Raw genomic sequence first — 13,576 nt, forward strand, 5'->3', positions numbered from 1 at the left:
GCCAAGAAGGGCCGTACGGACATCGGGACGTACGGCCCTTCGCGTTGTCCTAGACTCACCGCCATGTCAGGCCGTGACCTGTTCCGCCAGCCCCGCCGCGTCCGCCGCGGGGCCGCCCTGACGTTGGTCTTCGCCGGTGTCCTCGTCGCCGGCGCCGCCACCGGTTCCCTCCCGGGCACCGGCCGGGCGGACCCCTCCGGCCGCGGGACGGCCGTCGCGCCGTCGGGCACGGCCGTCCGGGACACGGACGTGCGCGGGGCCGCCGCCGAGGCCATGGCCGACGGCAAGTCCCCCACGGAGGCCGCCGAACGGGCCGTCAGCCGCAGCGGGGACCGCTGGGGCGCCGTCTACTCCCAGGACGAGTACCGGGAGTTCCAGGAGGCCCTCGACGGCCAGTACACCGGCGTCGGCCTGTGGGCACGGCGCGAGCGGGACGGGCGGATCGAGGTCACCGGGGTGCAGCCCGGCTCACCCGCGGCCGACGCCGGCATCCGCGGCGGCGACCGGCTGCGCAGCGTCGACGGCAGCACGGTCGACGGGCGGCCCGTCACCGAGGTGGTGTCCCTGCTGCGCGGCGACGCCGAGGACGCGCCCGCCGGCACGGCGGTCACGCTCGGCCTGCAGCGCGGCGCGCGCACGTGGACCGAGAGCCTGCGCCGCGCCCGCCTGTCCACCGACTCCGTGACCGTGCGCAAGCTGCCCGACGGGGTCACCGTGATCAAGGTCGCCGCCTTCACCAAGGGCTCCGGCGGCACCCTCCGCGCCGCCGTGCGGCACGCCCCGGCCGGTTCGGGCATCGTCCTCGACCTGCGCGGCAATTCCGGCGGCCTGGTCACCGAGGCCACCGCCGCCGCCTCCGCCTTCCTCGACGGCGGCCTGGTCGCCACCTACGACGTGGACGGCGCCCAGCGCGTCCTGCACGCCGCCCCCGGCGGCGACACCGGCCGGCCGCTGGTCGCCCTGGTCGACGGCGGCACGATGAGCGCGGCCGAGATGCTCACCGGCGCCCTGCAGGACCGCGGCCGGGCGGTCGTGATCGGTTCCCGCACCTTCGGCAAGGGGTCCATCCAGATGCCGACCAGGCTGCCCGACGGCTCGGTGGCCGAGCTGACCGTGGGCCACTACCGCACCCCCTCCGGGCACGCCGTCGACGGCCGGGGCATCACCCCCGACCTGGAGGCGGGCCAGGACGCCCTGCGGCGGGCGGAGACGGTCCTCACGGGCCTGGGCGATCCGTCGCAGCACCGGTAACGCGCTTCCCCCGCACCCCCCGGGTGGTGCCAAAATGGTCGGACTATGGCTAAGGAAAAAGGGCGCAAGCTGATCGCGCAGAACAAGAAGGCGCGGCACGACTACCACATCCTCGACACCTACGAGGCGGGCCTCGTCCTCATGGGCACCGAGGTGAAGTCGCTGCGCCAGGGGCGGGCCTCGCTGGCCGACGGCTTCGTGCAGCTGGACGGTCACGAGGCGTGGCTGCACAACGTGCACGTCCCCGAGTACAGCCAGGGGACCTGGACCAACCACAGCGCCCGCCGCAAGCGCAAGCTGCTGCTGCACCGCGAGGAGATCGGCAAGCTGGAGGCCAAGTCCCAGGAGACGGGCCACACCATCGTGCCCCTCGCCCTGTACTTCAAGGACGGCCGCGCCAAGGTCGAGATCGCGCTGGCGAAGGGCAAGAAGGAGTACGACAAGCGCCAGACCCTGCGCGAGAAGCAGGACCGGCGCGAGGCGGAGCGCGCGATGTCCGCCGTGCGCAGGAAGCAGCGGGCCTAGACGGGCCGGCGCGCTCCGCCCGCGGGACGGTCCCGGACGGACCCCGCGTCCCCGGCGCGGGGAATGTGCTGGCACCGACCCGCGTTGGTCACGTACGATGGGACCGCACCCCGCAGAGGGTGCGCGCCCCCTCTCCGGAGGGATTGAAAAATCAACATGGGGATGATCGGTTTCGACAGCGGCTGTCGAAACAGGGGAAGCGTGTCGAGGAAGCGGTCATGATCTCGTAAACCACAGGCCGAAAAAAATAATCGCCAACACCAAGCGCGATTCCTCCCACTTCGCTCTCGCTGCCTGATAAGCAGCTAGCGAAGCTCTCACGGGAGTGTCAGCCCGGGGCTGTTCCCGACCCGGATCCTGGCATCAGCTAGGGGACTAAACCTTGATCCCGGTCACGGGGTGAAGAGGGAAACCACACAGTGACTGAGCCCGTCGGAGACTTGTCCGCGTGATCTCCGGGGCCGAGAAAAGCGAAGCGGACTGCACACGGAGAAGCCCTGGTTCCGCACCGTTGGACGCGGGTTCGATTCCCGCCATCTCCACCACCCCATGTGGCCGAAGGCCCCGTCGCTCACGAGCGGCGGGGCCTTCGTACGTGCCCGGCCGGGGGGGCGGGGCGCGCCGTGCCGCGCCCCCCGGCGGTCCCGGCCGTCAGCCCGGCTCTCTCTCCTCACACGCGGCCGTCCCTCACTTGACGGCCCCCACGGCGACGCCCCGGGTGAGCGTCCGCTGGAAGACGAGGAAGAAGACCAGCGCGGGCAGCACACCGAGCAGGGCGGCCGCACTGGTCATCGTGGCGTCCATCATCCGCTGGCCCTGGAGCACGCCGAGGGCGACCGACACCGTCTGGTTGTCGTTCGAGACCAGCATGACCAGCGGCAGCAGGAACTCGTTCCAGGTCCAGATGAAGAAGAACACCAGCAGCACCCCCAGGGTGGGCCGGCTGACCGGGACGACGATCCGCCAGAGCACCTGCCACGCACTCGCGCCGTCGATGCGCGCCGCCTCGACGACCTCGCGCGGGAACCGGCCCAGCACCGCGGAGAGCAGGTACGTGCCGAACGCCGCCTGGATCACCGTGAACACGATGATCACGCTGAGCCGGGTGCCGTACAGGCCGGCCCGCTTGCTCAGGTAGTAGACCGGGTAGACCAGCGCCTCCTGCGGGATCACGTTGGCCAGTACGAACAGGGCCAGTACCCAGGCGCGGCCCCTGATCCGGCCGATGCCGATCGCGTACGCGTTGAGGATCGACAGCACGGCGGCCAGGACCGCCACCGAGCCGCTGATCAGCACCGAGTTGACCAGCTTCCGCCCGTAGTCCACCCGCTGCCAGAACTCCTCCAGGCCGTCCAGGTACAGGCCGTGGGGGAGACCGAGCGGGCCGTGCCGCGCGTACTCGGCGGGCGACTTCACCGCGTTGACGGCCACGACGGCGAACGGCACCACCATGAACAGGGCCGCCAGGCACAGGGCGGCCAGCACCGGCCAGCGGCGCAGGGCGGTCCTCATGCGCGGGCTCCTTCCCCGGCGTCCTCCGCGCGGGTCTGGAGTCCCAGCCCGATCAGGGACAGCAGCAGGATGATCACGGTCAGCACGGTGGAGACCGCGGCGCCGTAACCGACCTGGGTCTTCTCGAAGAACGTGGTGAAGGAGAAGTAGGAGGGCACGTCGGTCGCGCCGCCCGGGCCGCCCCGGGTGAGCACGTACACCGCGCCGAACACCTTCAGCGCGGCGATCGTGCACCAGGTCAGCACCACGGAGATCTCCGGGCCGATCTGCGCCACCGTGACGTGCCGGAAGCGGCGCCACCAGCCGGCGCCGTCCAGTTCGGCCGCCTCGTACAGCTGCGGGTCGACGCGGCCGAGGCCCGCCATGAAGACGACCAGCGGGAAGCCGAGCTGCACCCACACCAGCACGCCCATGACGCTGTACAGCGCGAGGTCCGGATCGCCCAGCCAGTCCTGCCGCCAAGAGCCCAGGCCGACCGCCTCCAGCAGCGCGTTCAGGGAGCCGTCGTCCGGGGCGAGGATCCAGCTCCAGACGATCCCGGCGACCGCGACCGGCAGCACCTGCGGCAGGTAGAAGCAGGCCCGCAGCACGGCCGCCACCCGGGGGCCGAAGTGCCTGCCGACGAGGTCGAACAGGGCGGCGGCCAGGACCAGTCCGAGCACCGTCGGTACGGCCGCCATGGCGATCACCATGAACAGGCTGTGCCGGAAGGACGCCCAGAACCCGGCGTCGTCCAGCAGCTCGCGGTAGTTGGCGAGGCCCGACCAGGCCGGGGTGCCCACACCCTGCCAGTCGGTGAAGCCCAGGCCCGTGTTCATCAGGAACGGCACGACGATGACCACGAGGAGGGCGAGCACGCCCGGCAGCAGGAACGGGGCGTAGGAGTCGCGGGTGCGGCGGCGGTCCGTCATCGCCGGGGCACGCCCTTGTCGTAGGCCCGCTGCAGGTGGTCGAGGTAGGCGTCGGGCTCCTCGCTGCCGGTGATCAGCTTCTGGGTCTCGGAGACGAGGGTGTCGTAGAAGCCGGGGACCGGCCAGTCCGGGTAGAACGCCAGGCCGTCGCGGCGCGAGAGCGTGGCGAAGTCGTCGATCAGGGTCCTGGCCCGCGGGTCGGTGATGGCCGACGGGTCCGCCGCGACCGGCACGCCGCCCGCGTTGCCGAGCAGGTTCTGGATCTTCTTCGACAGGGTGATGTCGATGAAGTCGTAGGCCAGCTCCTTGTTCCCGGCGCCCCGGGGGACGACCCACAGGTTGCCGCCCGAGCCGAGGGTGAGGTCCGAGCCGGGCCACAGCAGGGTGCCCCAGTCGAAGGTGTTCGCCGCCTTGAAGCGGCCGTACCACCAGCTGCCCGAGAACAGGATCGGCGCCTTGCCCCGGATGAAGGACACGCCGGCGTCCTCGGCCTTCAGCCCGCTCGCCCCCTTGCTGAGCCGGCCCCTCCTCACCCAGTCGGCGAAGGTGTCGGCGGCGTAGGTCCAGGCGGCGTCGTGGAAGTCGGCCCCGCCCCGGTACAGCTCGTAGGCGTCGACCCAGGAGCGGTCGGCCCGGGACAGGGCGAGCTGGTAGAGGTACTGCTGGGCCATGTACTCGGCGCCCGCGTCGGCGAGGGGGGTGATCCCCTCGGCGACGAACGCGTCCATGGCCGCCGTGAGGTCGTCGAACGTCTTCGGCTCGGCGATCCCGTACTTCCGGAACAGGTCCTTGTTGTAGAAGACCATCGTGTACTCGGCGTAGTCGGTCACGCCGTACCACTTGCCGGAACCCATGACGCCGTCGCCGTCGTACCGGCTCGTCGTCCGCACGCCCGCGCCGAGCTTCTCGTCCCAGCCGCGCCGGACGGCCTGCGCGGTCAGGTCGGTGAGGAGCCCCTGGCGGGAGAGCAGGCCGGCCGTCGCGTTGCCCTTGTTGTACTCCATCAGGTCGGGAGCCTCGGAGGAGTTGAGGACCATGGGCGCGGTCTTCTGGATCTGCTCGAACCCCTTCTCCTCGAACTCGACCCTGACGCCCGGGTGCCGGGCCTCGAACTCCTTGACGGCCTCGGCCCAGGCCGCGCCCATCGCGCTGTCCGGACTCTCGTAGTGCCAGAGCCGGAGCGTCCGCCCGTCGGGGGAGCCGCCGCCCGGTCCGCCGCAGGAGGCCACGAGCAGGGAGCCCGCCAGGACCGCCGCCGTCGCCAGTCGCCTTCGTGCCGTCAACATCCAGTGCCTCCAGGGGAGTCGGATGGTGCTGGAGGACACCACGCAACGTCCGCGGAACCGGTTCGCCGTGTGATGTCGAAGCGCTTCGACGCAGGAAGGTAGGTGGGGGCGGTGAGCCCGTCAACAGGGGGGGGACAATTGTTCAAGCGGTTCGACGGGCCGAACGCGCCACCCGGGCCGCCGCGTCGATCGACCAGGCCGCGGCAGCCGCGGTCGCGGGCGCCGCGTAACCGAGCCCGGGGGAGAGGTGCTCCACCGCCCAGCCCCCCGCGGCGGATCCGCACGCCACACCGGTGAGCAGCCCGGTCACCACCAGGCTCATCCCCTCGTTGAGCCGGTCCGCGGGGGTCCTCTCCTGCACCACGGTCATCGCGGTCACCATCGTCGGCGCGGTCGCCATGCCCGCCACCAGCAGCGCGCACGCCAGCACCGGCAGGGAGCCGGCGGTGGACGCCGCCAGCCACGGCAGCGTCATGAGCGCGGCCATCGACAGCAGGCACCACGACAGCCGCCGCCCCGCCGGCCCGGCGGGCCCGGCCGCCCCGTACAGCAGGCCCGCCGCGCACGAACCGGTGGCCTGCAGTGCGAGGACGGCACCGGCCGCCGCACGGTGGCCCTGCGCGTCGGCGTACGCGATCGTGACGACCTCCATCGAACCGAACACCGCGCCGGTGGCCGCGAAACAGACCAGCAGCGGCGCCATCCCCCGGCTCCGCAGCGGTGACGGCGCCTGCGAACGGTCCCGCGGCGGCGGCTCGGTCACCCGCTGCGCGCTGAACAGCAGCGCGCCGGCCAGCAGCAGCGCCGCCCCGGCGAGCGTGCCCGCCTCCGGGAAGAGGCTGCCGGTCAGGAAGGACGCCAGCACCGGGCCGAGCATGAAGCACAGCTCGTCGGCGGCCTGCTCGAAGGAGTTCGCGGTGTGCAGGGCGCCGGGGTCGTCGCGCAGCAGGTGGGCCCAGCGGGCCCGGGACATGCCGCCCATGTTGGGCGTCGCCGCGGTGGCGGCGTACGCGGCGAACAGCGTCCAGTCCGGGGCGCCGCAGCGCACGCACAGCAGCAGGGCGGCACTGCCCAGCACCGCGACGAGCGCGGCCGGCACGGCCACCCGCGCCTGCCCGTAGCGGTCCACGAGCCGCGCGATCCGGGGACCGGCCACACCGGAGGCCGCGAGGCCGGTGGCGGTGACGGTTCCGGCGAGGGCGTACGAGCCCCTCGACCCGGCGATCATCACGACCGCGCTGATGCCGAACATGCCCATCGGCAGGCGGGCGAGGAGGTTCCCGGCGGTGAAGGCCAGGGTGCCGGGGAGGGCGAAGAGACGGCGGTAGGCGTGCAGGCCGGGCAGGGTGCGGGTGCGGGTGCGGGTGCGGGGGCGGGCGCTGGGTGGGGCGGGGCGGCGGCGGTCGCCGCGCGTACCGGGCGGGGTGCGGTGGCGGTGTCCGTCGCGTGGGCCGCGCGGGCCGTCGGTGGGCTGCGGGGGCATGGCTCCACGCTCACCCGGAGGGGAGCGCGCCGTCCAACACCTTCCCGGCGCCGATTGACGCACTCCTGTTGTAAGTTCGTGGTGTGCCCACGCCCGCCGCGACGGACTCCCGCCTCCTGCGCGCCTTCCTCGCCGTCGCCGAGGAACTGCACTTCACCCGGGCCGCCGCCCGCCTCTACGTCGCCCAGCAGGCGCTCAGCCGGGACGTGCGGCGGCTGGAGCGCGAGCTGGGTGCCGAGTTGTTCGTCCGCACCACCCGGCAGGTGACGCTGACCGCGGACGGCGAGCGCCTGCTGCCGCACGCCCGGCGGGTCCTCGCCGCCCAGGACGACCTGCTCACCGCCTTCGGCCAGGCCCGTCCGCTGCTGGTCGACCTCAACTCCGCCGGCCTGGTCACCGGCCGCCGGGTCCTGCACCGGGCCCGGGAACTCGTCCCCGACTGCGAGCTGATGGCCCGCTACGAGAGCGGCCTCACCAAAGCGGCGGCCGACCTGCTCGCCGGCCGTCTGGACGCCTCCTTCGGCCGCTACGCCGGTCTGGACGCGGTACTGCGCTCCGGGCTGGAACAGCGGCCCGTGCGCTACGAGCCGATGGCCCTCGTCCTGCCCGAGGACCACCCCCTGGCCGCCGAGGCGGAGGTGCCGCTGGCCGCGCTCGCCGGGGAGACGGTGTACGCCGGTGCGGGCAACCCGCGCACCCGGGAGTGGACCGACCTCGCCCTCCGCCTCTTCGAGGGGCGCGGCATCCGGCTCGCCCCGCCCCTGCCGCTGGCCGTCGGGGACGAGGAGTTCCAGCGCGTCATCGCCAAGACCCGGGCCCCGGTGCTGGCGGTGGTGGACTTCCCGGCGCTGCCCCGCACGGTGCTGCGGCCCCTGGTCGACCCGGTCCCGCTGTCGCCGGTCTCCCTGGTGTGGCGCAAGGGGCTGGTCCACCCCGGGCTGGACGCGCTGCGGAGGGCGGCGGCGGAGACCGCGTCGGCCGAGGGGTGGCTCCGCCGGCCCGCCGGGGGGTGGATGCCGGCCGACGACGAGGCGGTGATGGGCGCGCTCGCCTGAGCGCCGCGCGTTCCGGTCCGCCGGGACGGCACTGCGGGCACGGCCCGGCCGACCCCTTCGCACCGGCCGACCGGCACGGGCCGCGCCACGAGCCCCCATTGTCACGGCCCGGCACCAAACCCCCCTCGGACCCGGTTCGTTGCCCCTCTTTGCCCCGCTGTGCGCGGGGTGGGGCGGCGGGGCGGAAGCGGTTCGCCCTTTGCCCGCGGCGACCCTCCCGATACCGTATTCGCTGCTTCTCAGACCTCGACCGCCCCACCAGGAGCCCACCGTGACTCGCCCTTCCCGCTTGCTTACGACAGCCGCCGCCGGTGCGACGGCCGCACTCCTGCTCGCCGGGTGCGGGGGAGGGGGCGGCGACGAGAAGCCGAAGGGCGGGATCGCGGGGGCGGACACGGGACGAACGGCCACGGCGTCACCGAGCGCGTCGGCACCGCCGGCCCCGGGACGCCCGAAGATCGACTTGCCGTCGGACCTGTCCTACACCTTCGACTGGTCCAAAACCGGAGAGGCGGCAAAAGACGCGGTCCTGGCGGACAGTGAGGAGTCCATCAAGGCGGTTGACCTCGCCATCGCGAACCAGGATCCAATGGACAAGGCGTACCGCTTCTACTACGAGGGCGAAGCCGCTGCGCAGATCCAGCAGTACGTGCAGGCCTACGTGAAGGCGAAGGCGCGGACAACGGGTCACTACCGCTATTACGACCCGGTGGTGGACGTCACCGGCTCGGACCAGGCTTCTCTGGTGTATTGCGAGGACCAAGGCAAGGCGTACGACCTCTATCTCAAGACGAACAAGGTCGACAAGACGGCCGTCACCAAGAACAGCTATGTGCTCTACAGCTCCAAGTTGCGCAAGAACGAGAAAGGCGTCTGGGCCGTCGAGAAGCTCATGTCTGTAAGGGGGAGCGCCAAGTGCCAGCCGTAAGGTCGGACTCACGCCTGTTGGTTGCGTTGTTGCTGCTCGGCTCGGTCGTCGTGGGAACGGGGCCTGCCATGGCTGACAACGGAGTGGGCGGGGGTGCGAAAACTCCTCCCCCACCCGGAGGGAAGACGTCGGGCAGTGCCGATGGGGACACGCTCAGCTCGGCGGTGGGCATGATCGTCTACGACCGTTCCAAGAACGGCTCCGGCGCGTCCGTGGGCCCCGTCACCTCCACCACCTCCTGGACACCGCCCGCCTGCTGGTACGCCCCGAAGTACACGCCGGACCAGCTCAAGGCGTATCTGGAGCCGATCTGGGAGGCGGGGTCGACCGGGTACGAGTGGGACCAGGAGCAACGGGACCGTTACGTCGACGGCCATCCCTACAAGAACTTCAACAAGGACAAGGCCGGCGACGGCTACTGGTGGGACTCCTACGTCAACGAGGACTTCCCGTCGGGCTGGGACAAGTGCAACGAGCCCATCTTCTGGGTCGACAAGAACGACCCCCCGCCCGCCGGCATCCCCAACGTCGTCACGTCGAAGATCCTCGGTGAACTCGCCTACAAGGAGATCCGGGTCCCCGGCACGAAGGTGACCCTCGCCCCGGAGAGGAACACGAAGGTCAACCTGCCCACCTGGGCCTGGCTGGACGACGCCACCTTCAAGCCGGTCTCCGTCACGGCCGCCATCCCGGTGCTGGGCCTGTCGGCGACGACGACCGCGGAACCCGTGTCCCTGAGGATCGACCCCGGGACGGCGGACGCGGAGACCTATCCCGCCTCGGGTGTCTGCCGGTTCGGGAGCGGCGGCATCGGGGAGCCGTACGTCAGGGGGAAGGCCGACCGGACGCCGCCCTGCGGGGTGAAGTACCTGCGCTCCTCGGGCAGCGGCTCCTACCCGCTGAAGGCAACCGTCACCTGGAAGGTCCACTGGGAGGGCAGCGACGGCAACGGCGGCGACCTGCCCGACGGCACCTTCGGGGCCACCCAGGACGTGATCGTGCAGGAGATCCAGTCCGTCAACCGCTGAGCCCGCCGGCACCCCCCGGTGGGCCGGCGGGTGCGGGCCGGGCGGCGACGGGGCCCCGGTGCCGGCGCGCAGCGGTGCTCACGCGTCCGCGTACTTCGTGCCGGCCACCGGGTCCAGCGCCAGCCGGTACCCCCGTTTGACCACGGTCTGGATCAGCTTCGGCGCCCCCAGCGCCGTGCGCAAGCGCGCCATCGCCGTCTCCACCGCGTGCTCGTCCCGCCCCGCCCCGGGCAGCGCCCGCAGCAGCTCGGACCGCGCCACCACCCATCCCGGCCGCCGCGCCAGCGCCCGCAGCAGGGACATCCCGGCGGGCGGCACCGGCCTCAGGTCCTCGTCCACCAGCACCGCGTGCCCCCGGATCTGCACCCGGTGCCCGGCGACCGGCAGCGTCCGCGCCCGGCCGGGCAGTTCCCGGCACAGCAGCTGCACGAGCGGCCCGAGCCGGAACCGCTCCGGCTGCACGGTGTCCACGCCCCGCGCCTGCAGGGGCAGCGCGGTCACCGGACCCACGCACGCGGGCAGCACGTCGTGGCCCAGCGCGGCCAGCAGTTCGCCGAGCAGCCCCCGCTCCTCGGCCCGCGACAGCAGCGACGCGGCGGCGGGCGCGCTGGTGAAGGTGAGCGCGTCCAGGCCGCGCGAGACGGCCGCGTCCAGCAGCCGGTCCACGGGCCCGATGTCCTCCGGCGGCATCCACCGGTACACCGGCACCGGCAGCACCTCCGCCCCCGCGGCCCGCAGCGCCTCCACGCATCCCGGCAGCGGCTCCCCGTGCAGCTGGACGGCGATGCGGCGCCCCTCGACGCCCTCCTGCAGCAGCCGGTCGAGCACCTCGGCCATGGACTCGCTGGACGGTGACCACTCCTCGGTCAGCCCGACGGCCCGTATGGCGCCCTTGACCTTGGGCCCGCGGGCGAGCAGGGCGACACCGCGCAGCCGCCCGAGCAACTGCTCCCCGAGCCCCCACCCGTCGGCGGCCTCGATCCATCCCCGGAACCCGATCGCGGTCGTGGCGACCACGATGTCGGGCGCCCGGCCGATGATCTCCTCGGTGGCGCCGAGCAGTTCGCCGTCGTCGGCGAGCGGCACGATGCGCAGGGTCGGCGCGTGCAGGACGGCGGCACCGCGCCGCTGGAGCAACGCGCCCAGTTCGTCGGCGCGGCGTGCGGCCGTGACTCCCACGGTGAACCCGGCGAGCGGTCCGTGCTCCGGCCGCTCCGGTCGCTGCTGTTCCTCGTACATGGTTCTCCTAGCTGACCCGCATGGCGAAGGAGCCTGTCAACGGTGCGTGACAGGCTCGGTTCGCGTCGATGACGCCGGTGTTACGTCACACCTCGGCGTAGCCGAGCCGCGGCTCGTCCCGGGCGGCGGTGGCGGCCCGCGCCTCACCGGCCGGATGACGAAGGTATACGGCCCAGGTAAGGGCGAAGCAGGCGGCGTAGTAGGCGAGGAAGGCGACGAAGGCGCCGGTGCCGGAGCCGTAGGACAGGAAGGACTGCCGGAGGGCGAGGTTGATGCCGACGCCGCCGAGCGCGCCGACCGCGCCGATGAGTCCCATGGCGGCGCCGGACAGGCGTCGCCCGCAGCGGACGGCGTCCTCCCCGACGAGCCCCCGGGCGAGGGCCTTGGCCTGGAAGATGCCGGGGATCATCTTGTACGTCGAGCCGTTGCCGAGCCCGCTGAGCGCGAACAGCACCACGAAGGCGCCCGCGAACAGCGGCAGCGACCGGTGCATGCCGGCGGCGACCAGGACGGTGGTGGCGGCGGCCATGCCGACGTAGTTCCACAGGGTGATGCGGGCACCGCCGTACCGGTCGGCGAGCCGGCCGCCGACGGGCCGGGCGAGGGAGCCGAGCAGCGGGCCGATGAAGGTGAGGTAGGCGGCCTGCAGCGGGGTGCGCCCGAACTGGTTGGTCAGCACCTGCCCGAAGGCGAAGCTGTAGCCGATGAACGACCCGAAGGTGCCGGTATAGAGGAAGGCCATGACCCAGGTGTGCCCCTCCTTCGCGGCGTCCCTGGCCGCACCGGTGTCGTTGCGCACGGAGGCGAGGTTGTCCATGAAGACGGCGGCGAGGCCGGCGGCGACGACGATCAGCGGGACGTAGATCCCGAGCAGCACGCGCGGCCCGCCGCCGGCTCCGATGATCGCGAGGGCGACCAGCTGGATGACGGGCACGCCGATGTTCCCGCCGCCGGCGTTGAGCCCGAGGGCCCACCCCTTCCTCCTCAGCGGGAAGAAGGCGTTGATGTTGGTCATGCTGGAGGCGAAGTTCCCGCCGCCGATGCCGGCCAGCAGCCCCACCAGCAGGAAGGTGGAGAAGGACGTCCCCGGCTCCATCACGACGAGGGCCGCGACGGTCGGCACCAGCAGCAGGCCCGCCGAGATGATCGTCCAGTTGCGCCCGCCGAAGACGGCCACGGCGAAGGTGTAGGGCACCCGGACCACGGCGCCCACGAGCGTGACCGTGGAGGTCAGCAGGAACTTGTCCGCCGGGGAGAGCCCGTATTCGGGCCCCATGAACAGCACGAGCACCGACCACAGGGTCCAGACGGAGAAGCCGACGTGCTCCGAGAGCACGGAGAACCACAGGTTCCGGTGGGCGACCTTCTGCCCGGTCTCCCTCCAGAAACCCTCGTCCTCCGGATCCCAGTGCTCGATCCAGCGGCTGCGGCGGTTGGGGGCTGGGGCAGTCATGACGCCTCCACGGTGCTCCGGGCTCGGGTGTTCGGGGTGCTGAGCGGTGACGCTTCCCGAAGGTAGGGAGGGCGCGTTTCCGGTCTGTGCCTGCGGGTGACCGCAAGGGAACGTTGCTCTCACTCGGCGGCGGGGCCGCCGGTGAGGCGCACCCGCACCTCCCGTCCCCGGGGCGGCGGCGCCCGGACACGGCGCGAGGGCTTCCGGCCGTGCCCGTGTCCGGGCACTGTGAAGGGGAGCGGGAACGAGCGGAACGGCTCCCCTGCCTAGGCGGTGACAGGCACATGGCACTGGATGCGGCGGCCACGGTCCCGTACGGGCCGCGCTTCGACGCGGGGCGGATCTGCCTGGAGCTGCTCGCGACCGCCCACCCGGCCGAACGGCTGGACTCCGTCGGGCCGTTGCGGGCCTGGATCACCGCCTGCGGGCTCGTGCCACCCGGCACCCCGCTGGGGCACGCCGACGCCTCCTGGCCGGCCGCGTTCCGCGAACTGCGCACGATCGTCGACCGGTTGGTGCGCGGCACGGCGGAGGCGGGAGCACCGCCGCACGGCCCCGCGCTCGGCCGGCTCAACGAGGCCGCCCGTGCCGCCGCGCCCCCCGCTCCGTGCGCGGTGCGCGGTGCGGACGGCACGCTGGTGCGGGAGCTGGCGGCGCCGCCGACGTGCGGGCAACTGCTGGCGGTGGTCGCCCGGGACGCCGTGGAACTGCTCACCGACCCCGTGGCGCGGGCCGCCGTCCGGCAGTGCGAGGGGGGCGACTGCCCCCTCGTGTACCTGGACACCTCCCGGGGACGCCGGCGGCGCTGGTGCTCCAGCGCGGTCTGCGGGAACCGGGCGCGGGTGGCCCGCCACCGCCGCCGCGCGGCCGTGACGCGCACCTGAGCGTGCCGGTCGGGCGGCGCC

Annotated in this window: 12 protein-coding genes and 1 other RNA gene; 7 read left to right on the forward strand and 6 right to left on the reverse strand. The window is 72.8% G+C overall.

The window, feature by feature from the left end:
* Nucleotides 1-63: 63 nt before the first annotated feature.
* From QQY24_RS19390 to ssrA, 3 genes are all read left to right on the forward strand, one after another.
* Nucleotides 64-1,251 (forward strand): S41 family peptidase, encoded by a 1,188-nt coding sequence (locus QQY24_RS19390; RefSeq protein WP_301973953.1) that lies wholly within the window; start codon nucleotides 64-66, stop codon nucleotides 1,249-1,251.
* Between the two features lie 45 nt (nucleotides 1,252-1,296).
* Nucleotides 1,297-1,776, forward strand: coding sequence for an SsrA-binding protein SmpB (gene smpB / locus QQY24_RS19395; RefSeq protein ID WP_301973954.1), 480 nt, complete (start codon nucleotides 1,297-1,299; stop codon nucleotides 1,774-1,776).
* Between the two features lie 158 nt (nucleotides 1,777-1,934).
* Nucleotides 1,935-2,321, forward strand: a transfer-messenger RNA (tmRNA) gene (gene ssrA / locus QQY24_RS19400).
* 142 nt (nucleotides 2,322-2,463) lie between these two features.
* On the opposite strand, the gene QQY24_RS19405 is transcribed toward ssrA, so the two are convergent.
* The 4 genes from QQY24_RS19405 to QQY24_RS19420 form a co-directional block, all read right to left on the reverse strand.
* Complete coding sequence (locus QQY24_RS19405; protein WP_301973955.1) at nucleotides 2,464-3,288, reverse strand: carbohydrate ABC transporter permease; 825 nt, start codon at nucleotides 3,286-3,288, stop codon at nucleotides 2,464-2,466.
* Nucleotides 3,285-4,199 carry a carbohydrate ABC transporter permease gene (locus QQY24_RS19410; protein ID WP_301973956.1) on the reverse strand — a complete coding sequence of 305 codons (915 nt, stop codon included), beginning with the start codon at nucleotides 4,197-4,199 and terminating at the stop codon, nucleotides 3,285-3,287. The genes QQY24_RS19405 and QQY24_RS19410 overlap by 4 nt, the downstream gene beginning before the upstream one ends.
* Nucleotides 4,196-5,485, reverse strand: coding sequence for an ABC transporter substrate-binding protein (locus QQY24_RS19415; RefSeq protein ID WP_301973957.1), 1,290 nt, complete (start codon nucleotides 5,483-5,485; stop codon nucleotides 4,196-4,198). The genes QQY24_RS19410 and QQY24_RS19415 overlap by 4 nt, the downstream gene beginning before the upstream one ends.
* A 142-nt stretch (nucleotides 5,486-5,627) precedes the next feature.
* Nucleotides 5,628-6,968 carry an MFS transporter gene (locus QQY24_RS19420; RefSeq protein WP_301973958.1) on the reverse strand — a complete coding sequence of 447 codons (1,341 nt, stop codon included), beginning with the start codon at nucleotides 6,966-6,968 and terminating at the stop codon, nucleotides 5,628-5,630.
* A gap of 83 nt (nucleotides 6,969-7,051) precedes the next feature.
* Between QQY24_RS19420 and QQY24_RS19425 the strand changes: the two genes are divergently transcribed.
* From QQY24_RS19425 to QQY24_RS19435, 3 genes are all read left to right on the forward strand, one after another.
* Nucleotides 7,052-8,023 carry a LysR family transcriptional regulator gene (locus tag QQY24_RS19425; RefSeq protein WP_301973959.1) on the forward strand — a complete coding sequence of 324 codons (972 nt, stop codon included), beginning with the start codon at nucleotides 7,052-7,054 and terminating at the stop codon, nucleotides 8,021-8,023.
* A 271-nt stretch (nucleotides 8,024-8,294) separates the two neighbouring features.
* Nucleotides 8,295-8,951 carry a hypothetical protein gene (locus QQY24_RS19430; RefSeq protein WP_301973960.1) on the forward strand — a complete coding sequence of 219 codons (657 nt, stop codon included), beginning with the start codon at nucleotides 8,295-8,297 and terminating at the stop codon, nucleotides 8,949-8,951.
* Between the two features lie 68 nt (nucleotides 8,952-9,019).
* A complete protein-coding gene (locus QQY24_RS19435) occupies nucleotides 9,020-9,979 on the forward strand; it encodes a hypothetical protein (protein WP_301973961.1) in 960 nt (319 codons plus the stop codon).
* 78 nt (nucleotides 9,980-10,057) lie between these two features.
* Here QQY24_RS19435 and QQY24_RS19440 read toward each other — a convergent pair whose 3' ends face one another.
* The gene (locus tag QQY24_RS19440; protein WP_301973962.1) at nucleotides 10,058-11,218 is read right to left on the reverse strand and encodes a uroporphyrinogen-III synthase; all 1,161 of its coding nucleotides are present in this window, start codon (nucleotides 11,216-11,218) and stop codon (nucleotides 10,058-10,060) included.
* Nucleotides 11,219-11,303: 85 nt separating this feature from the next.
* Nucleotides 11,304-12,671, reverse strand: coding sequence for a NarK/NasA family nitrate transporter (locus QQY24_RS19445; protein ID WP_301973963.1), 1,368 nt, complete (start codon nucleotides 12,669-12,671; stop codon nucleotides 11,304-11,306).
* A gap of 284 nt (nucleotides 12,672-12,955) precedes the next feature.
* Between QQY24_RS19445 and QQY24_RS19450 the strand changes: the two genes are divergently transcribed.
* Nucleotides 12,956-13,555, forward strand: coding sequence for an ABATE domain-containing protein (locus QQY24_RS19450; protein WP_301973964.1), 600 nt, complete (start codon nucleotides 12,956-12,958; stop codon nucleotides 13,553-13,555).
* Nucleotides 13,556-13,576: the final 21 nt, after the last annotated feature.

It is taken from the genome of Streptomyces sp. TG1A-8 (assembly GCF_030499535.1).
Lineage (GTDB): Bacteria > Actinomycetota > Actinomycetes > Streptomycetales > Streptomycetaceae > Streptomyces.

Coding starts and splice junctions, on each gene's coding strand:
- QQY24_RS19390 (WP_301973953.1), top strand. CDS start 64: ATGTCAGGCCGTGACCTGTTCCGCCAGCCCCGCCGCGTCCGCCGCGGG.
- smpB (WP_301973954.1), top strand. CDS start 1,297: ATGGCTAAGGAAAAAGGGCGCAAGCTGATCGCGCAGAACAAGAAGGCG.
- QQY24_RS19405 (WP_301973955.1), bottom strand. CDS start 3,288: ATGAGGACCGCCCTGCGCCGCTGGCCGGTGCTGGCCGCCCTGTGCCTG.
- QQY24_RS19410 (WP_301973956.1), bottom strand. CDS start 4,199: ATGACGGACCGCCGCCGCACCCGCGACTCCTACGCCCCGTTCCTGCTG.
- QQY24_RS19415 (WP_301973957.1), bottom strand. CDS start 5,485: ATGTTGACGGCACGAAGGCGACTGGCGACGGCGGCGGTCCTGGCGGGC.
- QQY24_RS19420 (WP_301973958.1), bottom strand. CDS start 6,968: ATGCCCCCGCAGCCCACCGACGGCCCGCGCGGCCCACGCGACGGACAC.
- QQY24_RS19435 (WP_301973961.1), top strand. CDS start 9,020: ATGGCTGACAACGGAGTGGGCGGGGGTGCGAAAACTCCTCCCCCACCC.
- QQY24_RS19440 (WP_301973962.1), bottom strand. CDS start 11,218: ATGTACGAGGAACAGCAGCGACCGGAGCGGCCGGAGCACGGACCGCTC.
- QQY24_RS19445 (WP_301973963.1), bottom strand. CDS start 12,671: ATGACTGCCCCAGCCCCCAACCGCCGCAGCCGCTGGATCGAGCACTGG.
- QQY24_RS19450 (WP_301973964.1), top strand. CDS start 12,956: ATGGCACTGGATGCGGCGGCCACGGTCCCGTACGGGCCGCGCTTCGAC.